The 21,237-nt window shown below is 66.9% G+C and carries 28 protein-coding genes; 14 read left to right on the forward strand and 14 right to left on the reverse strand.

The annotated features are described in order from the left end of the window. The 6 genes from OJI97_RS13320 to gluQRS form a co-directional block, all read right to left on the reverse strand. Positions 1 to 858: 3-hydroxyacyl-CoA dehydrogenase NAD-binding domain-containing protein (locus OJI97_RS13320; RefSeq protein WP_297664202.1), on the reverse strand; the 858-nt coding region annotated here is incomplete at its 3' end. Between the two features lie 69 nt (positions 859 to 927). Then, positions 928 to 1,914, reverse strand: a complete 987-nt coding sequence (gene egtD / locus OJI97_RS13325; RefSeq protein ID WP_297664204.1) for an L-histidine N(alpha)-methyltransferase — start codon at positions 1,912 to 1,914, stop codon at positions 928 to 930. A gap of 2 nt (positions 1,915 to 1,916) precedes the next feature. Beyond that, entirely contained in the window at positions 1,917 to 3,203 is a 1,287-nt protein-coding gene (egtB, locus tag OJI97_RS13330) for an ergothioneine biosynthesis protein EgtB (protein ID WP_297664205.1), read from the reverse strand. 183 nt (positions 3,204 to 3,386) lie between these two features. Continuing rightward, positions 3,387 to 3,968: a cob(I)yrinic acid a,c-diamide adenosyltransferase gene (locus OJI97_RS13335; RefSeq protein WP_297664207.1), complete on the reverse strand. Its 582-nt coding sequence runs from the start codon at positions 3,966 to 3,968 to the stop codon at positions 3,387 to 3,389. Positions 3,969 to 3,972: 4 nt separating this feature from the next. Beyond that, positions 3,973 to 4,197 carry an HIG1 domain-containing protein gene (locus OJI97_RS13340; protein WP_297664209.1) on the reverse strand — a complete coding sequence of 75 codons (225 nt, stop codon included), beginning with the start codon at positions 4,195 to 4,197 and terminating at the stop codon, positions 3,973 to 3,975. Positions 4,198 to 4,206: 9 nt separating this feature from the next. Further along, a complete protein-coding gene (gene gluQRS / locus OJI97_RS13345; protein WP_297664211.1) occupies positions 4,207 to 5,070 on the reverse strand; it encodes a tRNA glutamyl-Q(34) synthetase GluQRS in 864 nt (287 codons plus the stop codon). 170 nt (positions 5,071 to 5,240) lie between these two features. Here gluQRS and OJI97_RS13350 point away from each other — a divergent pair, with 170 nt between their 5' ends. After that, positions 5,241 to 5,807, forward strand: a complete 567-nt coding sequence (locus OJI97_RS13350; RefSeq protein WP_257545671.1) for an HNH endonuclease — start codon at positions 5,241 to 5,243, stop codon at positions 5,805 to 5,807. A 132-nt stretch (positions 5,808 to 5,939) separates the two neighbouring features. Here OJI97_RS13350 and fdhD read toward each other — a convergent pair whose 3' ends face one another. Further along, positions 5,940 to 6,764 carry a formate dehydrogenase accessory sulfurtransferase FdhD gene (gene fdhD, locus OJI97_RS13355; RefSeq protein WP_297664213.1) on the reverse strand — a complete coding sequence of 275 codons (825 nt, stop codon included), beginning with the start codon at positions 6,762 to 6,764 and terminating at the stop codon, positions 5,940 to 5,942. A 155-nt stretch (positions 6,765 to 6,919) separates the two neighbouring features. On the opposite strand from fdhD, the gene OJI97_RS13360 reads away from it, so the two are divergent. The 6 genes from OJI97_RS13360 (at position 6,920) to OJI97_RS13385 (ending at position 10,888) form a co-directional block, all read left to right on the forward strand. Then, positions 6,920 to 7,399 carry a response regulator transcription factor gene (locus OJI97_RS13360; RefSeq protein ID WP_297664215.1) on the forward strand — a complete coding sequence of 160 codons (480 nt, stop codon included), beginning with the start codon at positions 6,920 to 6,922 and terminating at the stop codon, positions 7,397 to 7,399. Between the two features lie 48 nt (positions 7,400 to 7,447). Continuing rightward, positions 7,448 to 7,816: a hypothetical protein gene (locus tag OJI97_RS13365; RefSeq protein WP_297664217.1), complete on the forward strand. Its 369-nt coding sequence runs from the start codon at positions 7,448 to 7,450 to the stop codon at positions 7,814 to 7,816. A gap of 22 nt (positions 7,817 to 7,838) precedes the next feature. Then, the gene (locus tag OJI97_RS13370) at positions 7,839 to 8,252 is read left to right on the forward strand and encodes a hypothetical protein (protein WP_297664219.1); all 414 of its coding nucleotides are present in this window, start codon (positions 7,839 to 7,841) and stop codon (positions 8,250 to 8,252) included. Between the two features lie 25 nt (positions 8,253 to 8,277). Continuing rightward, positions 8,278 to 8,769, forward strand: coding sequence for a winged helix DNA-binding protein (locus tag OJI97_RS13375; RefSeq protein ID WP_297664221.1), 492 nt, complete (start codon positions 8,278 to 8,280; stop codon positions 8,767 to 8,769). A 127-nt stretch (positions 8,770 to 8,896) separates the two neighbouring features. Beyond that, positions 8,897 to 9,271, forward strand: coding sequence for a glycine zipper 2TM domain-containing protein (locus OJI97_RS13380; protein ID WP_297664223.1), 375 nt, complete (start codon positions 8,897 to 8,899; stop codon positions 9,269 to 9,271). 90 nt (positions 9,272 to 9,361) lie between these two features. Continuing rightward, positions 9,362 to 10,888, forward strand: a complete 1,527-nt coding sequence (locus tag OJI97_RS13385; protein WP_297664225.1) for a tetratricopeptide repeat protein — start codon at positions 9,362 to 9,364, stop codon at positions 10,886 to 10,888. Positions 10,889 to 10,929: 41 nt separating this feature from the next. On the opposite strand, the gene OJI97_RS13390 is transcribed toward OJI97_RS13385, so the two are convergent. The 7 genes from OJI97_RS13390 to OJI97_RS13420 form a co-directional block, all read right to left on the reverse strand. Beyond that, a complete protein-coding gene (locus OJI97_RS13390; RefSeq protein WP_297664226.1) occupies positions 10,930 to 11,649 on the reverse strand; it encodes a cistern family PEP-CTERM protein in 720 nt (239 codons plus the stop codon). A gap of 112 nt (positions 11,650 to 11,761) precedes the next feature. Next, positions 11,762 to 12,508 carry a sigma-70 family RNA polymerase sigma factor gene (locus OJI97_RS13395; protein WP_297664227.1) on the reverse strand — a complete coding sequence of 249 codons (747 nt, stop codon included), beginning with the start codon at positions 12,506 to 12,508 and terminating at the stop codon, positions 11,762 to 11,764. Beyond that, the gene (gene flhA / locus OJI97_RS13400) at positions 12,498 to 14,618 is read right to left on the reverse strand and encodes a flagellar biosynthesis protein FlhA (RefSeq protein WP_297664228.1); all 2,121 of its coding nucleotides are present in this window, start codon (positions 14,616 to 14,618) and stop codon (positions 12,498 to 12,500) included. The genes OJI97_RS13395 and flhA overlap by 11 nt, the downstream gene beginning before the upstream one ends. Next, the gene (locus OJI97_RS13405; RefSeq protein WP_297664230.1) at positions 14,615 to 15,445 is read right to left on the reverse strand and encodes a transglycosylase SLT domain-containing protein; all 831 of its coding nucleotides are present in this window, start codon (positions 15,443 to 15,445) and stop codon (positions 14,615 to 14,617) included. The genes flhA and OJI97_RS13405 overlap by 4 nt, the downstream gene beginning before the upstream one ends. Positions 15,446 to 15,537: 92 nt before the next feature. Next, positions 15,538 to 15,831, reverse strand: a complete 294-nt coding sequence (locus OJI97_RS13410; protein WP_297664232.1) for a hypothetical protein — start codon at positions 15,829 to 15,831, stop codon at positions 15,538 to 15,540. An 11-nt stretch (positions 15,832 to 15,842) separates the two neighbouring features. Next, complete coding sequence (flgM, locus tag OJI97_RS13415; RefSeq protein WP_297664234.1) at positions 15,843 to 16,148, reverse strand: flagellar biosynthesis anti-sigma factor FlgM; 306 nt, start codon at positions 16,146 to 16,148, stop codon at positions 15,843 to 15,845. 176 nt (positions 16,149 to 16,324) lie between these two features. After that, on the reverse strand, positions 16,325 to 16,828 hold the full coding sequence (locus tag OJI97_RS13420; protein WP_297664236.1) for a flagella basal body P-ring formation protein FlgA: 504 nt from the start codon (positions 16,826 to 16,828) through the stop codon (positions 16,325 to 16,327). Between the two features lie 273 nt (positions 16,829 to 17,101). Here OJI97_RS13420 and flgB point away from each other — a divergent pair, with 273 nt between their 5' ends. The 7 genes from flgB to OJI97_RS13455 are packed head-to-tail and all read left to right on the forward strand — an operon-like array spanning position 17,102 to position 21,221. Continuing rightward, positions 17,102 to 17,452, forward strand: coding sequence for a flagellar basal body rod protein FlgB (flgB, locus tag OJI97_RS13425; RefSeq protein WP_297664238.1), 351 nt, complete (start codon positions 17,102 to 17,104; stop codon positions 17,450 to 17,452). Continuing rightward, positions 17,449 to 17,859, forward strand: a complete 411-nt coding sequence (flgC, locus tag OJI97_RS13430) for a flagellar basal body rod protein FlgC (protein WP_257545822.1) — start codon at positions 17,449 to 17,451, stop codon at positions 17,857 to 17,859. Before flgB ends, flgC begins: the two co-directional genes overlap by 4 nt. 2 nt (positions 17,860 to 17,861) lie before the next feature. After that, a complete protein-coding gene (locus OJI97_RS13435) occupies positions 17,862 to 18,170 on the forward strand; it encodes a flagellar hook capping FlgD N-terminal domain-containing protein (RefSeq protein ID WP_297664240.1) in 309 nt (102 codons plus the stop codon). 4 nt (positions 18,171 to 18,174) lie between these two features. Then, positions 18,175 to 19,005: a flagellar hook-basal body complex protein gene (locus OJI97_RS13440; RefSeq protein WP_297664243.1), complete on the forward strand. Its 831-nt coding sequence runs from the start codon at positions 18,175 to 18,177 to the stop codon at positions 19,003 to 19,005. A gap of 34 nt (positions 19,006 to 19,039) precedes the next feature. Continuing rightward, a complete protein-coding gene (locus OJI97_RS13445; RefSeq protein ID WP_297664245.1) occupies positions 19,040 to 19,783 on the forward strand; it encodes a flagellar basal body rod protein FlgF in 744 nt (247 codons plus the stop codon). 12 nt (positions 19,784 to 19,795) lie between these two features. Beyond that, positions 19,796 to 20,581 (forward strand): flagellar basal-body rod protein FlgG, encoded by a 786-nt coding sequence (flgG, locus tag OJI97_RS13450; protein WP_297664247.1) that lies wholly within the window; start codon positions 19,796 to 19,798, stop codon positions 20,579 to 20,581. Then, entirely contained in the window at positions 20,562 to 21,221 is a 660-nt protein-coding gene (locus OJI97_RS13455; RefSeq protein ID WP_297664248.1) for a flagellar basal body L-ring protein FlgH, read from the forward strand. The genes flgG and OJI97_RS13455 overlap by 20 nt, the downstream gene beginning before the upstream one ends. Positions 21,222 to 21,237: the final 16 nt, after the last annotated feature.

Below are 21,237 nucleotides of genomic sequence, written 5' to 3' on the forward strand. Positions count from 1 at the left end.
CGGCACCGGCTCAGGCCCGGTCCAGTCGTAGAAGCCGCGCCCCGCCTTCTTGCCGACCCAGCCCGCCTCGACATATTGCACGAGCAGCGGCGCGGGGCGGAATTTGGGATCGCCGGTGCCCGACTGCAGCACGCGGATGATCTCGAGGCAGGTGTCGAGGCCGATGAAGTCGGCGAGGGTGATCGGCCCCATCGGATGGTTGAGGCCGAGGCGGCAGCCGGTATCGATGTCCTGCATCGTCGCGACGCCTTCGCCGAGCGCGAAGACCGCTTCGTTGATCAGCGGCATCAGCACGCGGTTGACGATGAAGCCCGGCGCGTCGTTGGCATGGACGATCTCCTTGCCGAGGCCGCGGCCATAGGCCTCGACCGCCGCGAGCGTTTCGTCGCTGGTGGCGAGGCCGCGGATCAGCTCGATCAGGCCCATCACCGGCACCGGGTTGAAGAAATGGACGCCGATGAAGCGCGCCGGATCGGGCGCCGCCTGCGCGAGGCGGGTGATCGGGATCGAGCTGGTGTTGCTGGCGAGAATCGCGGTCGCCGAAAGGTGCCGGCCGACGCTGGCGAAGATCGCGCGCTTGATCTCCTCGCGCTCGGTCGCGGCCTCGACGACGAGGTCGGCGGGGGCGAAGGCGGAATGATCGGCGACCGGCGTGATGCGGCCGAGCAACGCGTCGGCGTCGGCCTGCGTCATCTTCTCCTTCGCCACCAGCCGGCCGAGCGCCTTGGCGATGCCGGCCTTGCCCGCTTCGGCGCGGGCGATGTCGATGTCGGCGAGCAGCACGTCGTGGCCCGCGCCCGCCGATACCTGCGCGATGCCCGCACCCATTTGCCCTGCCCCGATGACGCCGACGATCATATTCTGCCCTTTCGCTGGAAACCGTGGCGTTCCCCTACGGCGTCGCCGCGCCCGGTCAAGAGGCGCGCATCAGGGGGCGGAGCGGAACTCGGTCGCCGCGGCCAGGATCAGCGCGAAGGCGGGATCGGCGTCGTCCCAAGTCCGCACCGGGGTCCAGCCGCCCGCGCGGAGCAGCAGGTTCGCATCGCGCGGCCCGTATTTATGGCTATTCTCGCTGTGGATCGTTTCGCCCTTCGCCATCGCATAGGCGCGCCCGTCGACCGTAAATTCCATGTCGCACGCGGCAACGAGATGCATTTCGATCCGCGCGTGCACATCGTTCCAGACCGCACGGTGCGTGAAATTATCGACCGGGATCGTCCCGCCGAGCTCACGGTTGATGCGTTCGAGCAGGTTGAGGTTGAACGCCGCGGTGACTCCCGCCGGATCGTCATAGGCCCGTTCGAGCGTCGCGATATCCTTGATCCGGTCGACCCCGATCAGCAGCAACGCCCCGTCGCCGAGTGTCGCGCGCCAGCCGCGCAACAGGTCGATCGCGGTGCGCGCGACCATGTTGCCGATCGTCGAGCCGGGAAAAAAGCCGAGTTTGGGCCGTTCGGCGATCTCGCGCGGCAGATCGACCTTGTGGGTGAAATCGGCCTCGACCGGATAGACGGGAAGCCCCGGAAAACGCGCCGCAAGCGCGGTCGCGCTGTCGCGCAGGAAATCGCCCGAAATATCGACCGGCACATAAGCGGCGGGCCCGATCGCCTGAAGCAGCAAGGGCGTCTTGGTCGAGCTGCCCGAACCGAGCTCGACGACCGCGCGGCCCGGCCCGATTGCCGCCGCCATGTCGGCGGCGTGGCGCGTCAGCAGATCGGTCTCGCTGCGCGTCGGATAATATTCGGGCAGCGCGGTGATATCCTCGAACAGCGCCGATCCGGTCGCGTCGTAGAACCAGCGCGCCGGGATCGCCTTCTGCCGCTGCGCCAGCCCGGCATGGACGTCGGCACGGAAAGCGGGGTCGACGCCGCTGTCGTCGGCGGAAATCTGCCGAAGTTGACGCACGATACCCATGATCAGAGGTCTTTCGCGAGCCGAACGCCGGTGAATTGCCAGCGCTGGTGAGGATAGAAGAAATTGCGGTAGCTGGCGCGCATATGGCCGCGCGGGGTTGCACAACTGCCGCCGCGCAGCACGAACTGCCCGCTCATGAACTTGCCATTATATTCGCCGACCGCGCCCGGCGCGGCGCGGAAGCCGGGATAGGGGCGATAGGCGCTGCCGGTCCATTCCCACACGCTGCCGAACATCTGTTGCAAGCCTGTGTCGGCGGGCGCGGCCGCAGGCTGCACCGGACCGGCCGCGTCGAGCTGCCGGCCGCGCTGCGGGTCGCAGGCGGCCGCCGCCGCCTCCCACTCCTGTTCGGTCGGCAGGCGCGCGCCGGCCCAGGCGGCGAAGGCGTCGGCCTCATAGAGGCTGATATGGGTCACGGGCGCAACAGGATCGATCTCTTGCCAGCCCGACAGGGTAAAATACTCTCGGTCCCGCCAATAGGCGGGCGCCTCGATCGCCTCCGCCTGCACCCATGCCCAGCCGTCGCTGAGCCAGAGCGACGGGGTGTGATAGCCGCCGTCGGCGATGAAGTCCTGCCATTCGCCGTTCGTCACCGGACGGCTGGCGAGTGCGTGCGGAGTCAGCAGCGCCGGAAAGCACGGACGTTCGCAGTCGAAGGCGAAACCCTCGCCGTCGTGGCCGATCGAAACGGCTCCTTCCGCGCCCCTGATCCATTGCAAGGCGCCCGCCTGTGCAGAATCGGCTGAAAACTCCGCAACTTCACTCGCGATTGCCCTGTCCCACACCGCCGGGCCGAGCGGGTTCTGCGCGAAGAGATGCTTGATGTCGGTGAGCAGCAATTCCTGATGCTGTTGTTCGTGGTGGATGCCGAGCTCGACCAGCGCGAGCGCGGCGGGGGCCAGATCGGGCAGCACGCCCTGCACCGCGGCATCGACATGCGCGCGCCAGATGCAGACCTCGTCGAGCGACGGCCGCGTCAGCAGGCCGCGGCGCGGGCGCGCGTGGCGCGGCCCCTCGGCCTCATAATAGCTGTTGAAGAGATAGGCGTAGCGATCGTCGAACGCGCGGTAGCCGGGCAGATGGTCGCGCAGCACGAAGGTCTCGAAGAACCAGTTCGTGTGCGCGAGATGCCATTTCGCGGGCGAGGCGTCGGGCATCGATTGCGCGCTCGCGTCGGCGTCGGAGAGCGGCGCCACGAGATCGAGCGACAGCCGCCGGGTCGCGGCGAAGCGCCGGGCGAGGTCGCCCTGCGGATCGAGAGCGGGCGATGCGTCGGTGCGGCTGGCCATGGTGAGACAATCCCCCGGAAGGTGATTCGGTTTCGCTGCGGGGGCGAATATGGTTACGGCGCAGAGGATTGTCTAGAACATTTGGGGAACAACGTCGAGCACTCAAACGCGCCATACCTTCCCCGTCACCCCGGACTTGATCCGGGGTGACGAAGAAAGTGAAGGACGGCCCTTGCGCTTCGGTCAGCGCGTCGCGCCGGGTTTCCAGAGGATGTCGCCGCCCGCGCCGGCATTGATATGCCGGGTCAGCACGAAGAGATGGTCCGACAAGCGGTTGAGATAGGAAAGCGCCAGCGGGTTGAGGTCGCGCTCCGCGCCGGCGGCGACCGCGGCGCGCTCGGCGCGGCGGGTCACCGCGCGGGCGAGGTGGAGCCGCGCGGCGGCTTCGGTGCCGCCGGGGAGGATGAAGCTGCGAAGCGATTCGAGCGCTTCGTTCATGCCGTCGATCTCTGCCTCCAGCCGCGCGATCTGGCCGGGGACGATGCGCAGCGCCATGTCGTGCGGGCCGAAACCATGTTCGGCGTCGGCAGGGGTAGCGAGGTCGGCGCCGAGGTCGAACAATTCGTTCTGGATGCGCGACAGCATCGCCGCTTCCTCGCTCGCAGGGTCGAGCGCGGCGGCGGCAAGGCCGATCGCACTGTTCGCTTCGTCGACATCGCCGACCGCCGCCATCAGCGGCGCCGACTTGGCGATGCGCGAACCGTCGACGAGCCCGGTGGTGCCGCCGTCGCCGGTGCGGGTGTAAATCTTGTTGAGTTTGACCAAGGGCTTAGCTGCCGGCAGCGGTCACGCCGATGATGATGAGCAGGATGATGGTGATCGCCTGCCATTTGACGCGGGCCATCATCATCCGGTTCTGCATTACCTGATTTTCGTGGATCGTGCCGTCGAGCGCGGCCTGATGCCCCTTGGCGAAATAGATGAGCCCGCGCGCAAGCGAGAAGAGGACGAGGCCGGCCGCCACGACGACCGCAAGGACGAGCAAGATTTGCATGATTCCTATTTAGGGAGTTTGCAGCGAATATCCAGCGGGAAGCCGCTCGCGAACCAAATTGGCCGCGAGCGCCGGTCCATCGACCCCGGCGTCGCGCAGCGCGGCCAGCGCGGCGGCGGCGTCGCGCTTCGCAAGCCGCCGTCCGTCGGGACCGCAGACGAGGGCGTGATGGCGATAGACGGGGGTCGCGAGCCCCAGCAGCGCCTGGAGCAGCCGGTGGACGTCGGTCGAGGCGATCAGATCGGCGCCGCGGATCACATGCGTCACCCCCATCGCGGCATCGTCGATCGTGCTCGCGAGATGATAGCTGGCGGGGGCGTCCTTGCGCGCGAGGACGACGTCGCCGTGCGCGGCCGGATCGGCGGCGCGCATCCCCTGCCCCGCCTCCTCCCAGCCGAGATCGCCCGCGAGCGCGGCGGCGCGCGCCATGTCGAGCCGCCAGCAATGCGGCTCATCGGCGAGGCGGCGCTCGCGCTCGACCGCCGGCAAGTGGCGGCAGGTGCCGGGATAGACGGCGGCGCCCGAAGCATCGGGCGGCCCGTGCGGCGCGGCGAGGCTTTGGGCGATGTCGGCGCGGGTGCAGAAACAGGGATAGACGAGGCCGCGTCCGCGCAGATGGTCGAGCGCCGCGGCATAGTCGCCGAGATGGCGCGACTGGCGCACCGGATCGCCGTCCCAGTCGAGCCCCAGCCATTCGAGGTCGGCGAGCGCGGCGGCGACATGTTCCTCGCGCGAGCGGCTGCCGTCGATGTCGTCGATGCGGATATGGAAATGCCCGCCCGCCTCGCGCGCCGCACCGTGGGCGAGCGCCGCGCTATAGGCATGGCCGAGGTGCAGCTCCCCCGTCGGGCTGGGCGCGAAACGGGTCAGCATGGGCGCGCGCACATATCCATATGCTGTGCCGCGTCCGCGCGAATCCTTCCATATCTTGCGGCAGATGCCCCCTTGACGTCAGAATCATATGCGTGATGTAATGACGCTGTCACTTGGGAACGGCAGTGGCGCGCCATCCCGCGCAGCAAAGGGGGCAGCGTCGTAAAGCCATGTTCCATCCCGATCTCGCCCGGCATCCCGATTCGTGTCCCGCGCTGGTGCTGAACGCCGATTATACGCCGCTCAGCTATTACCCCTTGAGCCTGTGGCCGTGGCAGACCGCGGTCAAGGCGGTTTTCCTCGACCGCGTCACCATCGTCGAGAATTACGAGCGCGAGATTCATTCGCCGACGCGGACGATGCCGATCCCCAGCGTGATCGCGCTCCGCCAATATGTGAAGCCGTCGCAGCACCCGGCCTTCACCCGCTTCAACCTGTTCCTGCGCGACCGCTTCGCGTGCCAATATTGCGGGTCGGGCAAGGACCTGACCTTCGACCATGTCGTGCCGCGCCGGCTCGGCGGGCGGACGACGTGGGAGAATGTCGCGACCGCCTGCGCCCCGTGCAACCTCAAAAAGGGCGGGCGCACGCCGCAGCAGGCGCATATGCCGCTTTATCGCCAGCCGTGGCGGCCGACGAGCTGGCAGCTTCAGGACAATGGCCGCGCCTTTCCGCCGAACTATCTGCACGAAAGCTGGATCGACTGGCTTTACTGGGATGTCGAGCTGGAGGGGTGAGGCGAATCCGGGCGGGGCGGAAGGCGGGCTGGGCACCGGAATCCGGGCCGACGCCGACACCCTGGGCAACCCGGCCCGCTTCATCCGATGGCCGGACCAGATGACGCGCCATATCCACGACTTGAAAACACCCTAAGCGATATCGCCGCTGACGAGCAGCGCCGAATCCGCGCGGGCCAGCGCGACGAGCGTCAGGCCGGCGGCGGCGGCGCGGTCGGCGGCGAGGCTGGTCGGTGCCGAAATGGTGACGAGCAGCGGGCAACCCGCGCGCACCGTCTTTTCGACCAGTTCGTAGCTGCACCGCGCCGACAGCAGGATGAAGCCGCCGCCGGGGTCGATCCCCGTCCACGCCAGCGCGCCGATCAGCTTGTCGAGGGCATTGTGGCGCCCGACATCCTCGCGCACGCACAATATGTCGCCCGACGGGGCGCAGAAGGCGGCGGCGTGAGCCGCGCCGGTCGCACGGCCGAGCGGCTGGTGCGCCGTCAACGCGGCGAGCGCGGCAGCGATGGCCGCGCGGCCGACCTTCAGCCGCGCCGCGACGGGGGGCAGCGGCCGCAGCACCTCCTCGATATTCTCGATCCCGCAAAGCCCGCAGCTGCTTTCACCGACCCGCCGCCGCACGCGATCGAGCGCCAGCCCGGCGCGTTCGGGCATGAGCCACAGCCGCAGCGCCCATCCGCCCTCGATCGGATGCGCATCGACGCGGGCCAGTTGTGCGGGCGTATCGACCAGCCCCTCGGCCAGCGCAAAGCCGAGCGCATAATCCTTGAGGTCGGCGGGAGTCGCCATCATCACGGCATAGCCGATACCGCACACCTCGACCGACACCGGCGCTTCGACCGGCAGGGCGCGGACCAGTTCGGTGTCGCCGGGGACGGCGAGGCCGAGGCGCCGGACCGGCCGGCGCGAGGTTGCGGCATCCTTCGGCGCCGGAGGGTCGCTGTCGATCGTCATCGCCCGTCAGCCTATCGCGTGCCGAACAATGTTGTCCACCGGGTCGCTGCCGTGGGGTGACGGAAGGCCATGTCGCGAAAGAATCGGGTAACATGAGCGCAAATCCCTTAGGCACGTAACTTGATTTCGACTCGTGATGCTCTATGCCCACACGCGTGCAGGGTGACCCAGACAATTACATCAGTCTCCTTTCGGCCGCGCAAATCGAAACGTTGCGGCATGTTTTCGAGCATAAAAATTCCAAGGAAATTGCTCGCATTATGGATGTGTCGCCGCACACGGTCGACGAGCGCGTCCGTCGAGTGTTAAAAAAACTTAATGTTTCTAACAGAATAGAAGCCGCAACGGTGCTGGCTCGTCACGGTGTATTCGACCAAGTTACCCCCTATCAGCCTTTGACATATCAATTGATCGACCTAGGCGAGGCCGCTTCCGCCGATGAAGCGGGTCGGGGGCAAGGTTCGATCCGGCGGTTTTTCGACATCGGTTCGCCATTTCCTACCGCGTCCCAGCCGGCCAACCGGCATGGATTGATGGAAAGGATCATCTGGCCGATCCTGATCGCCTTTGCGACCATATTGGCTTTTTCCGCCCTCTATTCGATCCTGGTCGGTCTCGGTCGTGTTTTGACCTGAATGCTGCGGGGGGGAACCGTCGGCATTCGCTTTCAAGGACCAGGAAACATGCTGAACGAACGACTTTCCGCGGCGAAAAAGATCGCCAGCGAACTGCACCATGCCGAAGATGCCATCGACGAGACCATGATCCGCATCGCCCAGCTCGCCGCGGCGCTTCCCGCCGCGCGCCGCGACACCAACATGTCGGCGATCGTCGGCCAGGAGGCGGTGGCGAAGGTGGCGCACGCGCTGGCCGCCGCGGGCGAAGTCCGTCAGTTGCTCACCGACGCGCATATCGCGCTGACCGCGACGCAGAAACAGGTCGGCCTCGGCACCCGCATGTTCGGTGCTGGCGTCAAGCCGCCCGCGAGCGCATCGCTGGCCGAGGATAACGGCGCCGACGTCGTGCCGCTTCCGCTCGCGCGCGTTTCCTGAACCCGCGGACGGGACGATCCGGATGTGGACCGTGGCGAGCTATTATGCGGTATTGTTGCTCACGGTGGCCGTCGCGATGTGGCGCGGCGGCCCCCTGGAACGCTGGGCAGCCTGGACCGCGCTGCTCGCCTCGGTCTGCACCACGGTCCTGGCACCCCAACCGAATTGGTCGCATATTGAATATAATATCTTCGCGATCGACATCGTCGCTTTGGCGAGTTTCTGGTTTATTGCCCTGAAAACAAATCGCTTCTGGCCTTACTGGATCACCGGATGGCAATTGATCGCGATTTTCGGGCATGTTCAGAAGCTGATGTTTTCGGAGATATTGGCGCGTCCCTATGCGCTGCTTTCAATGTATATTTCCTACCCGATCCTTTTCTTGATCCTCTACGCATCGGGTTCGACCAATCGGCGAAGGGAAGCCGCGGCCTGACAATGAAAGGCAGCCGGGGGGCTCCATGCAACAATTCGCAGATCACGACATTGCCGAAATCCGGTCGCGTATCGACCAGATTCACGACATGCTGGCGAAAAGCGCCGGCGAGGATCAGCCGAGGCCCGATCCGGCCTTCGGCGGCGACGAAGCGCAGCCGCAGCTTATCGACCAGCTATCGCTCAGCATCCAGCTCCGGCGGATGCGCAAAAGCCATTTCGGCACCGCCCAGATGTCGGGCGCCGTCTGGGACATGATGCTCGACCTGATGCTGGCGAACGCCAACGGCCGCACGCTGAGCGCCAGCGATCTGGCGACCGGCGCCGGGGTGCCGCTGTCGTCGGGCCTGCGCATGATCGCGGCGCTCGAAGGCGCGGGGCTCGCCCGGCGGACGATCGACGAGCGCGACCGGCGCCGCACGATCGTCCGGCTCACCGAAGCGGGAACCGAGAAGATGGCAAGCTATTTCGACAAGATGAACGCGGCGGTGCGCAGCGGATACCGCCGCGCGGCTTGAGCACGCTCCGCCTTCGTTTCCCTGCATGGAAAAGCGCCCGGTGCTTGCCTTGGCGATGGTGGCGCCGATCGTTCATGACGCGTTATGGCGAGCCGATATATTCCCTGCGCGCAGAAGGGAATTCGCCGTGAAACAATTTCTCGCTGCCGTCATTCTGGCCGCCGTTGCCATGCCGTCGACTACTGCCTGGGCCGACCCGCCGCCATGGGCTCCCGCCCACGGCAAGCGCGCCAAGGATCGCGGCCTTTATGACCATTCGGGCCGTTATTATGAACCACGCCGCCTGGCGCGCGGCGATCGCGTCTGGCGCGGCAATGACGGACGGTATCACTGCCGCCGCGACAATGGCACGACCGGCCTGATCATCGGCGCCGCTGCCGGGGCGCTGCTTGGCCGCGAACTGGACGGCGGACGCGATCGGACGGTCGGCACGATCATCGGCGCCGCGGGCGGCGGCCTGCTCGGCCGGGCGATCGATCGCGGCGAACTCAAATGCCGTTGAAAGGACCACGGCCGCACAAACCGGCTTAACGCGCCGGTGATATTTGGCCATTAGGCTTCCTTGCACATCGTCCAGGGAAGAAAAGACTTCATGCGCCGTTCGTTATTGCTGATCGTGCCAGCGCTCGCATTTCTCGCCGCCTGCCAACCGGAGCGCGACGCGAGTTTGGCGGAGGCGCAGCGCCTTCATGCGCGGGGGCAATGGGCGGATGCCCGCATCGAATTGGCGAATCTGCTGAAGGTTGATCCCACCAACATCCGGGCGCGGATGTTGCTCGCGCGCATCCAGATCGCGACCGGCGACGGCGAAGGGGCGGCCGCCACCCTTGCGCGGATCGACGGCAAGGCCGGATCGACCGAACTGGCTGATATGCGGGTCGAGGCCGACATGCTGCGCGGCCGATGCCCACAGTTGCTGGCCGCCGCGCCGGGAAAGGCGCCGATGTCGGCGACGCTGCGGCGGGTGCGAGCGCTCTGTGCGGTCGATGGCGGCGATATGGCGGCGGCGGGCAAGGAGGCCGCTGCCGGCATGGCGGACCACCCTGACGACGTCGGGCTGCAAATCGTGGCCGCGCGCCTTGCCATCCTGCGCGGCGATCTGAATGAGGCCGAGCGGCTGATTGCGACCGCGCGCAAAGGCAGCGGCGACGGCTTCGAAGTCGAGATGGCGGCGGGCGCGCTCGAACAGCGGCGCGCCAATGTGAGCGGCGCGCTGGCGCATTATCGGGCGGCCGAAAAACGGAATCCGCTGAACAGCGGGCCGCTTGCGGCACAAGCCGAACTGCTGGCGGCGGCGAAGGACAAGGATCGCCTGGCTGCGGTCGTCGATCGGCTGCGCCGGATGGCGCCGCAATCCCCGGCAGCGGCGATCGCTTCGGCGCGACTGGCCTTGCTAAGCGGCGATCCGCGGGCGGCGCAGGAACAATTGCTGGCCGCGCGGCAACTGGCCGGCGACCGGCCCGCGATCCAGCTTTTGGCCGGACAGGTCGCGATGGCGCTGGGTAATCACGATATCGCGATTACCGAGCTTTCGCGCTACCTCGGCAGCGGCGTCCGCGACGAAGAGGCGGCGATGAGTCTGGCCGCCGCCTTCGCGGCGGCGGGGGACCCGGAACGCGCGGTGGCGACACTGAAGCCGCTCGCCGACCGTCCCGATCCGTCGCGTTCGGTCCTCGCCGCGCTCGCGAAATATGCGAAGGCGGCGGGGCAGGCCAAGGCGGCGGCCGGCTATGCCGCAGAGGCTGCGAAACCGTCGCCGGCGCGGACCGCCAACCTGTTCGTGCAGGCCGACCGGGCACTCGCGGCCAAGGACTGGAAAGGGGCGATCGCCGCCTATCAGCAGCTGATCGAGCGCGAGGGCGTGCGGCCCAACGCGCTGATCCTCAACAATCTGGGCTGGGCGCATTTTCAGGACGGGCAGGTCGATCAGGCGATCACGCTGCTCAAGGACGCATTGAAGCAGGCCCCCGCCAATGCGTCGGTGCTCGACAGCCTGGGCTGGGTGCTCTGGTCGTCGGGCAAGGACCGTACGGCGGCGCGGCGCTATCTGGCCGAAGCGCACCGGCTGGCCCCCGGCAACGCTGCGGTGACCGCCCATTGGAAGGCGGCGAACCGTTGATTCCCAGACCGCTCCCGCGCTGACGGGAGCGGCGGGGTCGGTCAGGCGATCGCGAGCTTCGGCGCGGGCGCGGTGCGACGGCGGCGCAGCATCAGCGCGCCGACGCCGAGAGCGAAGAGGCCGAACATGCCGGGCTCGGGAACCGGCGTGCCGCCCGACGAACTGCCGCCCGAAGACGAGGTGCTGATCGTGCCGCTGCCGACCGCGGAGGAGGTGCCGCCGGCGCCGCTGATCGACTGATAGCGGGTGAAGAAGTCGCTGAGCGTCAGCGAGGAGAGCGGGGAAGCGAAGGACAGGGTCAGTTCGCCCGAACCCGTTTCGCCGAAGCCGACCCCGCCGCCACCGCCGCCGGCGCAGCTCTTGGAGCCGCCGCCGTCCTTGAAGCAGACATCGACCTTGCCGATGTTGGGCACGTTCGAATTGAGGGCGGTCACCGTATAGGCGCCGGTGCTCGACGCGCTCTTGATGTTCGGATCGGTGTCGAAGCCGAAGCCCGAGATGCGCGAATTGGTGATCGGGTCGTCCGACGTGTTCGTCACCTTGTAGCCGAGCGTATAGCTGTTGGCCGTCGTGCCGGTCAGCGTGAAGACGATCTGCGCCGCCAGGCCGGCAATGCTGCCGTCGCCCGTAAAACCGTTATAATCGACGGTGAAGCTCTTGTTGAGGTCGCTGCTGTTCAGCGTGATGATGTCTGCCTGCGCGATGCCGGGCAATGCGGCGAATGCGACTGCGGCAAGAACAGGCAAGATACGGCTTTTCATCAAAAAATCCCCCGAATTGGTTACTGCCAAGTAAAGATATCCGGGGGCGAGGCCAAGCGCGAAGTCGGGCCGCCGATGTGCCAAGAAGGGATTCGCGGCGCACCGGAACCGCCTATTCGGTCATCTCGCGCATCATCCGGTCGATCTTTGCCATCGCGTCGCGCTTGATCTGACAGACGCGCGCGGCGCTGACGTCGAGCGTCAGGCCGATCTCCTGCAGGTTGAGCTCCTCGAAGAAATAGAGTTGCAGCACCATCTGCTCGCGTTCGGCCAGCCGGCCGACGCACTGGCGCAGCGCGTCCAGCATATCCTCCTGCTCGCACGCCTCGCCCGCGCCGATGCGGTCGTCGGCGAACAGGAAGCTGCCGTCCTCCATCAGATCCTCGATCGAGATCGAGCGGCCGTGAGTCGCATTCTTCTCCAGCGCAAAATACTCCTCGGCCGGCATGTCGAGCGCTTCGGCCATTTCCGCTGCGCTCGGCGCGCGCATCAACTGTTGTTCGAGTGCGCGGCGGGTCGCCTGCAACTGCCGCGCCGCGACCATCGCCGATCGCCCGACGTCGGCTTCGCGCCGCTGCTGGTCGATCATCGCGCCGCGAATCCGCGTCGTCGCATAGGTCGCGAAGGCGAACCCGCGCTCCTCATAGCTGCGGCTCGCCTCGATCAGCGCGATCAGCCCGGCCTGGATCAGATCCTCGAGGTCGCTCGTCCGCGACACGCGCGAATGGACCTGCCAGGCGATCTTGCGGACCAGCGGCGCATATTCCTCGACCAGCGCCTCGGCGCTCTCGCCATAGCCGCGCGGGACCGGCGCGCGGGCGGATGCCGCCGCGAACTGCTCGGCGGGCTCAATTCTCATGGGGTTCGTCCTTCATCTGGGCGTCTTCGCCGCTGGTGAGACGGGGGATTTCGGCACCGATCGTCGCGACGATCTCGGTCGCCTTGTTCGCCGGTATCTCGAGGTAGGAAATGACCGCGACGTCGGGGAAGGTCGCGCGCACGAGCCGCGACAGCGCCGACCGGCAGAGCGGCGAGGCGACGAGCGCGAAGCTACGCGTCGACAGCAGCAGCGGCTCGACCGCTTCGCCGATCTGCTCGACGATCTTCATCGCCATGCCATGCTCGAACGGCCATTCGGCGCCGGGGTTGGCGCGCACCGCCTGATTGAGCAGCACCTCGATTTCCGGGCTGAAGGTGACGACGGGCAGCGGCATCCGGCTCGGCACGATCGTCTGGACGATCAGCGCGCCGATGCGCTGGCGCACCGCCTCGACCAGGTCGCCGTCGCCGAGTTGCAGGCTGCCGAGCGATACCATCGCCTCGGCGATCTTGCGGAAATCGCGCAGCGGCACGCGCTCGATCAGCATCGCCTTGCACAGCGCCGCGACGCGCGGCAGCGGATAGCCCTGCGTCAGCGACTGGGCGAGCTGCGGATAAAGGGTCTTCAGCGTGTCGATCAGCGCCTGCGCATCGTCGATGCCGAACAGGTCGGTGGCGGAGGCGACGATGCTGTTGTTGAGGTGGGTCGCGACGACGGTCGCCGGATCGACGACGGTATAACCCGCCGCGATCGCGTCGTTCTGCGCGCTCTTGGGAATCCAGAGGGCGTCGAGCCCGAAGGTCGGGTCCTTGCACGGCCGCCCGGTGACCTTGGTGACCAGATCGCCCGAATCGAGCGCGAGCATTTCGTTGGGGAAAACCTCGTCCTCGCCGACGATCACGCCGGCGATCGCGATGCGATAGACGTTGCCGGGCAGCGACAGATCGTCGGTGACCTTCACCGCGGGGACGACGAAGCCCAGTTCCTTCGACAATTGGCGGCGGATGCCGGTGATCCGCGTCATCAGCGGCGCGCCCTTGCGCTCGTCGACCAGCGCGACCAGCGCATAGCCGATTTCGAGCTGGCACGGGCTCGTCTCGCTGACGTCGGCCCATTCGATATGGTGCGGGTCGGGCGCTGGCGCCGCGGGGGGCGGCGCGGCCTCAGCAAGGGCGGCACTCTTCCTGAGCTGCCAGCCGATGCCGCCGGCGATGGCGGCGGCGGGCAGGATCAGCATCTGCGGCATCGCGGGGACGAGGCCGAGCACGAACAGCACCCCGCCGACCGCCATCCAGACGTGCGGCGAGGCGAACTGGCTGCCGATCTGCCCCGACAGATCGTGCGGCGAAGCGACGCGGGTGACGATCGCGGCGGCGGCGATCGATAGCAGCAGCGCCGGAATCTGCGCGACGAGCGCGTCGCCGATCGCCAGCGTGACATAGGTGCTGCCAGCGTCGGAAAAGGACAGGCCATGGCTGAACATGCCGAGGATCAGCCCGCCGACGATATTGACGAACAGGATCAGCAGGCCCGCGACCGCGTCACCCTTCACGAATTTCGAGGCGCCGTCCATCGAGCCGTAGAAATCGGCCTCGGTCGCCACTTCCTGGCGGCGCGCCTTGGCTTCGTCGGGGGTAAGCAGGCCGGCGTTGAGATCGGCGTCGATCGCCATCTGCTTGCCCGGCAGGGCGTCGAGGGTGAAGCGCGCCGACACTTCGGACACGCGCCCCGCGCCCTTGGTGATGACGACCAGGTTGATGATCATCAGCACGAAAAAGACGAACAGGCCGACGACATAGTCGCCGCCGATCAGCACCTGGCCGAACGCCTCGATCACATGCCCCGCCGACGCGGTGCCTTCGTGTCCATGGACCAGCACGACGCGCGTCGAGGCGACGTTGAGCGAGAGGCGGAACAGGGTCGCGAGCAGCAGCACCGTCGGAAAGGCCGAGAAATCGAGCGGCTTCGACGCCTGCAAAGCGACCATCAGCACCAGCAGACTGATCATGATGTTGGCGACGAAGCTGATGTCGAGGATGATGGGCGAAACCGGGATCACCATCAGCGCCACGAGGATCAGCATCGCCGCGGGCAGCGCGGCGCCGCCGACGATCCGCGCCACGCCGCGCGCGTTCAGGCCCGCGATCATGCGCTGCCTCCCGACAAGGAGGCGAGGCGGCGATAGGCGCTCGCGGCGAAGTCCATCGACAGAGTCTTGGGCATGGGCTGGATATCCATCATCGGCAGCGGCGGCCGTCCGCCGCCATTGGCGCCGCTCGCGCTCGCCATCTGGATGCGCCAGCCGGGCGTCGGCGCAGGAGCGCCCGGCATTGCGCCGGGAGCGCTACCGCCCTCGTCGAGCTTGGCGCGGAAGCGTTCGCGAATCTCGCCGAGGCTGCGCATGCTGCCGTCGGCGGCGTAAAAGACAGAACGGTTGGCGGCCGCCGCGTCGGGCATCATCGGCGCGCCCGCCTGATCGGGATTGGCGGCCCAGGCGGTCAGGAAGCGCGCGGCGCCCGCCGAACCGAGGAAATGGGCGAGATAGAGGTCGACCGGCTCGGCGGCGCGGCCGATGCGGCTTTCGATATAATCCTGATTGTCGGAGGTCAGCGCCGCAGCCATGTTCGACGACGCGACCGGATCGTCGCGCAGGCCAAGGATCCGGTCGCGAAGCGCGGGATCGGCGACGCTGAAGCGCCCCGACGCATCCTGGCCGATCGCATTGGAAGCCCAGCCGAGCCCATGGCTCGCGCCGTGGCGGCGCAACGTCGCGAGCCAGGTCTGCTTGGTGAACTGGTAAAGCCCGCGTGCCGAAGAGGTCGGCGCTTTCGCGGTCGGATCGAAGCGGCTTTCGACCCGCGCCACATCGACCAGATAGTCGAAATCGACGCCGGTGCGGGCCGATGCATTCTGGACCGCATCCAAAACGGGGGCGGCGCCGGGCGCCGGTGTCGTGAAGGGATTGATCGAGTTCATGCTTTGGTTCCGCCAATACAGCCGGGCTGTCTCGGAAGACCAAAAGCAATCATCGTGCCATTTTCCGGAAAATCACCGGAACATATGGTTTATCAATAGTTTAAGGCAAGGCCCCGGTGCTGCGTGCCGCGGATCGCATGGTTCATGTCAATCCTCTGACGCGTCCAGTCCTTGAGGATGTTGACGCGGATCGCGGCGGCTTCGAGCTCAGCGAGGGTCGCGGTGATCAGCGTCTGCGCCCGGCCTTCGCTGCCCGCCGGAATGGCGTCGCCGCGAAACAGGATCACCGCGGTGGCAAGCTCCTCGGTCGCCGCGATGATCGCACCGGCATCCTGCCCGTCGAGCGCGCCGATGAGCAGATTGAGCTTGGCCTGGATATCGTCCATTCGCGCCTGCATCAGTCGGCGCTTCCGCCGAGACGATCGATCATCGCACCGGCGATCTTCGCCGGATCGAGGGCATAACGGCCTTCGGCGATCGCGCCGCGCAGCGCGGCGACGCGCGCGGTGTCGACCGGGGCCGGCTGGGCGGCGAGTTCGCCGGCGAGGCGGATCAGGCCGGCGGCGGGCATCGCGCCGGACGACGCGGCGCGCGGCGTGGCGGCGCCCGATGCGGCGGCGGAGGCCAGGCTCGCCGCGAGCTTGCGCACGGGCGCGATGCGGCCGACGCCGCCGACGATCCCGATCTTGCTGTCACCCGACATGATGGCCTCCTTGGCTGTCCGCGCATCGGCGGAAGCGGTTCAAGGGGTTTAACGGACGGCGCGGCGAGACATTAAGGGCTGGTTACCGGAAAAATGAAAAAGAAACCCGGCGGCGTCGGAAAATCGACGCCCGCCGGGCCAGTGGGGCTTACCGATTTGGAGAGCTGTTTGGCTTCTCAATCCATCAGCCGGGCGCGGCCGGGGCCGGTCACGATGGCGCTGATCAGGGTTTTTGGGCCGTCGCCGCGTAGCGCGATCGTTTCGCCGACGCGGCCATCCTGGTTGGCGATCGCCGAATAGCTGACCGAGAAGGTAGCGGATTCGAGCGTGACGCGCACCGCGTCGCCGCGGCGGATCACGGGCGCCGACGCGGGCGCGGCAAAGCTCGCGGCGACCGGGGCAGCGCCCGCAGGGCCGCTCATCGCGACGCGCAGGCGCCAGCCGAGCGAGGCGCAACGAACTGCGAGCGTCCGGGCGTCGATCGCCGCCACCGACGCCTGTTCGGGGCAGCGCGCGAGCTTGATGCGGCGGTCGATCGGGGTCGCGGTGCGCCCCATCGCGCTGGCGACCGCCTGCGTCAGCATGTCGATCGTCTGCCAATCCTCGGTCGCCTGCTGCGCCTCTGCGGCGGGCGCGATGGCGAGAGCGGCGGCGAGGGAAAATAGGATCTTGCGGGTCATCATCGGCTCCACGGCTGGTCCAGGGATTTGCCGATCGAACTGCACGATGCATGCCAATCGCGCTTTGCCGCGGGTTGCCGCGCGCGATCGGCGGCCGCCGTCAATCTTTTGACGAGACGGCCAGGCCTGTCCGCCCTCCCCTTTGGATGCCTGCCATATAAACCTGAAAAATATCGATAAAATGATTTTGGCACGCCCATTGCATCATACCTTGGTGTTTTTCCGCGCGTCCGGGCCGCAACCCGGTTCGGACCCCGGCGAAAGGATTTGTAGATGGCATCCGAGAAGCTCTTTGGCGTGCATGCGGCGGCGCTTCAGCTGCGCAGCCAGCGCATGATGATGCTCGCCTCGAACATCGCTAACGCCGCGACGCCGGGTTACAAGGCGCGCGACCTCGATTTCTCCAAGGCGCTCGACCTTGCGCAGCAGGGGGCCTCGACCGGCACCGCGATCGAGGGCGCGATGGCGTATCGCGTTCCGGTGCAGCCTTCGCTCGACGGCAACACCGTCGAAATGGCGACCGAACAGACCGCCTTTGCCGAAAATGCCCTCGCCTATCGCTCGAGCCTTTCCTTTCTTCAGGGGCGCATCGGCACGCTGACGCGCGCGCTCAAGGGAGAATGACGATGGCCAGCAATTTCTCCGTCTTCGACATCAGCGGCCGCGCCATGTCGGCGCAGCTCGTGCGGCTCAACACCACCGCGTCGAACCTCGCCAACGCGGGAACCGTCGCGGGCAGCGAGAAGGAAGCGTTCCGCTCGCTGAAGCCCGTCTTCCGCACCGTGATGGACGACCATGGCCGCGCGACGGTCCAGGTCGACCAGGTCACGTCGAGCAAGATGGCGCCGACCAAACGTCACGACCCGTCGAACCCGCTTGCCGACAAGGACGGCAATGTGTGGGAGGCCGCGGTCGATAGCGCCGCCGAACTGGTCGAGATGGTCGAGACCGCTCGCCAGTATCAGAATAATGTTCAGGTTCTCGAGACCGCAAAGGGCCTGATCAACGAAACGCTGCGGTTGGGACAATAATCATGGCCGTCGATTCCATCGCTTCGCAATATCAGAGCTATTCGCCGACCCAGCTCAAGGGACAGCAGCTCGATCAGACCGACTTTCTGCGTCTGATGACCGCGCAGCTGTCGCAGCAGGACCCGTTCAACCCGGTCGATAACCAGCAGATGGTTGCGCAGATGGCGCAATTCTCCAGCCTCGCCGGGGTCAGCGAGACCAACAGCACGCTTCAGAAGATTTCGGAGCAGCTCACCGCGCAGACCGCGCTGCTCAAGGACATCAAGGCCGCCACGCCGGCGGCGACCCCGATCACCACGCAGGAAGGATAATCTCATGTCGTTTTATACGTCTCTTTCGGGCCTCAAGGGCGCCCAGACCGACATGTCGGTCATCTCGAACAATATCGCCAACGCCAATTCGATCGGCTTCAAGCGCAGCAAGGCGAGCTTCGGCGACATCTTCGCCTCGTCGCCGACGCAGTCGTCGAAGACCGTCGCGGGCCAGGGCCAGCGCCTGATCGGCATCGCGCAGCAGTTCACGCAAGGCAGTTACGAGACGAGCGAAAAGACGCTCGACCTCGCGATCGTCGGCGAGGGACTGTTCGTCGTCAAGGGCGAGCCGCCGCGCAACCAGGTCACCTATACCCGCAACGGCGCCTTTTCGCCGCTGCCCGACGGCACGGTCGTCGATTCGACGGGGCAGAAGCTCCAGCTCCTGCCCGTCGATGCCAACGGCAACGTCACCGACCGCACGCTCGGCGGCATGTCGGATTTCGTGCTGCCTGACGGCGCGCCGGGCGATCCGACGGCGTCGTTGATCAACGTGTCGGTCGATCTCGACGGCCTCGTCACCGCGACCTACGCCAATGGCGAGGATCAGGTGCTCGGCAAGATCGCGATGGCGACGTTCCCCGCGATGGAGGGGCTGCGCCCGATCGGCGACGCGCACTGGCAGTCGAGCGGCGAAAGCGGCGACCCGACGATCGACGCCGCGACCAACGGTCCGATGGGCACGATCCGATCGGGCACGCTCGAACGCTCGAACGTCGACATCACCGAGGAGCTGGTGATGCTGATCGGCGCGCAGCGCAATTTCCAGGCCAATGCCAAGGCGATCGAGGGCGCGTCGACGCTGACCCAGACGATCATCAACATGCGCACCTAAGACGCGCGACTAACCGCCTGCCGGGAGTTTCCAGATGGACCGCCTCATCTACACCAGCCTCACCGCGATGCGGGGCAGCATGGCCCGGCAGACGGCGATCGCGAACAACCTCGCCAACGCGCAGACGCCCGGCTTTCGCGCCGACATGGCCGAAGCCCAGACGCTCTGGCTGCAGGGCAGCGGTTTCGACACGCGCGCGGTCGCCTCGGAAGAGGTGCTCGGCGCCGACATGAAGGCGGGCACCGTCGTCGAAACCGGCCGCGACCTCGACGTCGCGGTGCAAGGCGACGCGCTGCTCGTCGTTCAGGCGAAGGACGGCAGCGAAGCCTATACGCGGCGCGGCGACCTGCAAGTGTCGTCGAGCGGCCTCCTGACTACCGGCGACGGCAGCCCGGTCCAGGGCAGCCAGGGTCCGGTAACGATCCCGCCCGCCGATTCGATCAGCATCGACGCCGAAGGGCGCGTCTGGGTCGTTCCGGCCGGCGGCGATCCGCAGAGCCCGCAGGAGGTCGACCGGCTGCGCCTCGCGACCCCCGCGGGGTCGGAGATCGCCAAGGGGATCGACGGGCTGTTCCGCGTCAAGGGCGGCGGAATCCTTCCCGACGACCCCGAGGCGCGCCTCGTTACCCGTTCGATCGAGGGATCGAACGTCGCCGCCACGAGCGCGCTCGTCGAGATGATCGAGGCGAGCCGCAGCTGGGACACGCAATTGAAGATGATCACCGACGCGCGCGACATGGACAGCGCGACGGCCAATCTGATGCAGTTGCCCCGATAAGGAGAATTTGAAATGAGCTTCGGAGCCTTGCACGTCGCCCGCACCGGTCTGGATGCCCAGAGCTTCCGGATGCAGGTGATCGCGAACAACCTCGCCAACGTCAACACCACCGGCTTCAAGCGCGACCGCGCGAGCTTCGAGACGCTGAGCTATCAGATGATGACTCCGCCGGGCGCGCAGTCGACGGCGGAAAATCGCTATGCGACCGGGCTCAACCTGGGCACCGGCGTCGCGCTCAGCGGCACCGCGCGGATCGATACGCAGGGCACCTTCGCGACGACCGGCAACGGCCTCGACGTCGCGATCGACGGTGCCGGCTATTTTCAGGTCCAGATGCCCGACGGGCGCATCGGCTACACCCGCGCCGGCAATTTCGGCCGCTCGCCCGAGGGCGTCCTCGTGACGTCGGACGGCAAGCCGGTGCAGCCGCAGATCCAGATCGCCGAGGATGCGACCAATATCTCGGTCGGCGCCGACGGCACCGTGTCGGCGAGCAGCCCCGACGGCACGCTCACCGAACTCGGCCGTATCGAGCTTGCGCGCTTCGCCAACCCGGCGGGCCTGCAGGCAATCGGCAACAATCTGCTCGTCGAAACCCCCGCTTCGGGCGCGCCGCAGGTCGGCGGCGCCGGCGAGGAGGGGCGCGGCAGCTTGCGTGGCGGGATGCTCGAGGGATCGAACGTCAATGTCGTCGAGGAACTCGTCGACATGATCGAGACGCAGCGCGCCTATGAGGTCAATTCGAAGATGATCTCGGCCACCGACGAGATGATGAAAAATGCCTCGCAGACCCTTTAAGCTGGCGCTGATCGCGCTTGTCCTCGCGCCCGCTCCGGCGCTCGCGAAGGACAAGGTCGCGCCCGACGCCTTTGCGGTGACGATGCCGGCACCGCCGCCGGCGCCGCCGGCCAACGGCGCGATCTTCCAGGGCGGCTATGTGCCGCTGACCTCGGGCGGACGCGCGGGGGCGGTCGGCGACATCATCACGATCCAGCTCGTCGAACGCACCGCCGCGACCAAAAGCAATGCCGCGCAGACGCAGCGCGACGGCAATATCGGCCTGACCCCGCCCGCGACCGGCCCGCTGTCGCTGTTCAACCCCAGCGATGTCGCGATGGGCGGCGGCCAGCAGTTCAAGGGCAAGGGCGACGCCTCGCAGTCGAACGCGCTGTCGGGCGAGGTCAGCGTGACGATCGCCGAAGTCTATCCGAACGGCACGATGCTGGTGAAGGGCGAGAAATTGCTGACGCTCAATCGCGGCGACGAACGCGTCCAGATCTCGGGCATCGTCCGCGCGATCGACATCGGCCCCGACAACCGCATCCTGTCGACCCGCGTCGCCAACGCCCACATCCGCTACGTCGGCAAGGGCGAGATCGCACGCGCCAGCAAGCAGGGCTGGCTGCAACGTTTCTTCTCGATCATCAGCCCGTTCTAAAGAGGACAGAAAAGTG

Origin of the sequence: Sphingopyxis sp., assembly GCF_025869345.1 — a bacterium.
GTDB lineage: Bacteria > Pseudomonadota > Alphaproteobacteria > Sphingomonadales > Sphingomonadaceae > Sphingopyxis.

Bases quoted from the DNA above. Each gene is read 5' to 3' on its own strand.
- OJI97_RS13375 (WP_297664221.1), top strand. From the start codon at position 8,278: ATGCAACAATTCGCAGATCACGACATTGCCGAAATCCGGTCGCGTATC.
- flgM (WP_297664234.1), bottom strand. From the start codon at position 16,148: ATGTCGGGTGACAGCAAGATCGGGATCGTCGGCGGCGTCGGCCGCATC.
- OJI97_RS13385 (WP_297664225.1), top strand. From the start codon at position 9,362: ATGCGCCGTTCGTTATTGCTGATCGTGCCAGCGCTCGCATTTCTCGCC.
- flgG (WP_297664247.1), top strand. From the start codon at position 19,796: ATGAGCTTCGGAGCCTTGCACGTCGCCCGCACCGGTCTGGATGCCCAG.
- OJI97_RS13405 (WP_297664230.1), bottom strand. From the start codon at position 15,445: ATGAACTCGATCAATCCCTTCACGACACCGGCGCCCGGCGCCGCCCCC.
- OJI97_RS13455 (WP_297664248.1), top strand. From the start codon at position 20,562: ATGCCTCGCAGACCCTTTAAGCTGGCGCTGATCGCGCTTGTCCTCGCG.
- OJI97_RS13445 (WP_297664245.1), top strand. From the start codon at position 19,040: ATGGACCGCCTCATCTACACCAGCCTCACCGCGATGCGGGGCAGCATG.
- fdhD (WP_297664213.1), bottom strand. From the start codon at position 6,764: ATGACGATCGACAGCGACCCTCCGGCGCCGAAGGATGCCGCAACCTCG.
- OJI97_RS13435 (WP_297664240.1), top strand. From the start codon at position 17,862: ATGGCCGTCGATTCCATCGCTTCGCAATATCAGAGCTATTCGCCGACC.
- OJI97_RS13390 (WP_297664226.1), bottom strand. From the start codon at position 11,649: ATGAAAAGCCGTATCTTGCCTGTTCTTGCCGCAGTCGCATTCGCCGCA.
- OJI97_RS13340 (WP_297664209.1), bottom strand. From the start codon at position 4,197: ATGCAAATCTTGCTCGTCCTTGCGGTCGTCGTGGCGGCCGGCCTCGTC.
- flgC (WP_257545822.1), top strand. From the start codon at position 17,449: ATGACGATGGCCAGCAATTTCTCCGTCTTCGACATCAGCGGCCGCGCC.
- OJI97_RS13395 (WP_297664227.1), bottom strand. From the start codon at position 12,508: ATGAGAATTGAGCCCGCCGAGCAGTTCGCGGCGGCATCCGCCCGCGCG.
- OJI97_RS13440 (WP_297664243.1), top strand. From the start codon at position 18,175: ATGTCGTTTTATACGTCTCTTTCGGGCCTCAAGGGCGCCCAGACCGAC.
- OJI97_RS13420 (WP_297664236.1), bottom strand. From the start codon at position 16,828: ATGACCCGCAAGATCCTATTTTCCCTCGCCGCCGCTCTCGCCATCGCG.
- OJI97_RS13365 (WP_297664217.1), top strand. From the start codon at position 7,448: ATGCTGAACGAACGACTTTCCGCGGCGAAAAAGATCGCCAGCGAACTG.
- egtD (WP_297664204.1), bottom strand. From the start codon at position 1,914: ATGGGTATCGTGCGTCAACTTCGGCAGATTTCCGCCGACGACAGCGGC.
- flgB (WP_297664238.1), top strand. From the start codon at position 17,102: ATGGCATCCGAGAAGCTCTTTGGCGTGCATGCGGCGGCGCTTCAGCTG.
- OJI97_RS13410 (WP_297664232.1), bottom strand. From the start codon at position 15,831: ATGGACGATATCCAGGCCAAGCTCAATCTGCTCATCGGCGCGCTCGAC.
- gluQRS (WP_297664211.1), bottom strand. From the start codon at position 5,070: ATGCTGACCCGTTTCGCGCCCAGCCCGACGGGGGAGCTGCACCTCGGC.
- OJI97_RS13370 (WP_297664219.1), top strand. From the start codon at position 7,839: ATGTGGACCGTGGCGAGCTATTATGCGGTATTGTTGCTCACGGTGGCC.
- flhA (WP_297664228.1), bottom strand. From the start codon at position 14,618: ATGATCGCGGGCCTGAACGCGCGCGGCGTGGCGCGGATCGTCGGCGGC.
- OJI97_RS13350 (WP_257545671.1), top strand. From the start codon at position 5,241: ATGTTCCATCCCGATCTCGCCCGGCATCCCGATTCGTGTCCCGCGCTG.
- egtB (WP_297664205.1), bottom strand. From the start codon at position 3,203: ATGGCCAGCCGCACCGACGCATCGCCCGCTCTCGATCCGCAGGGCGAC.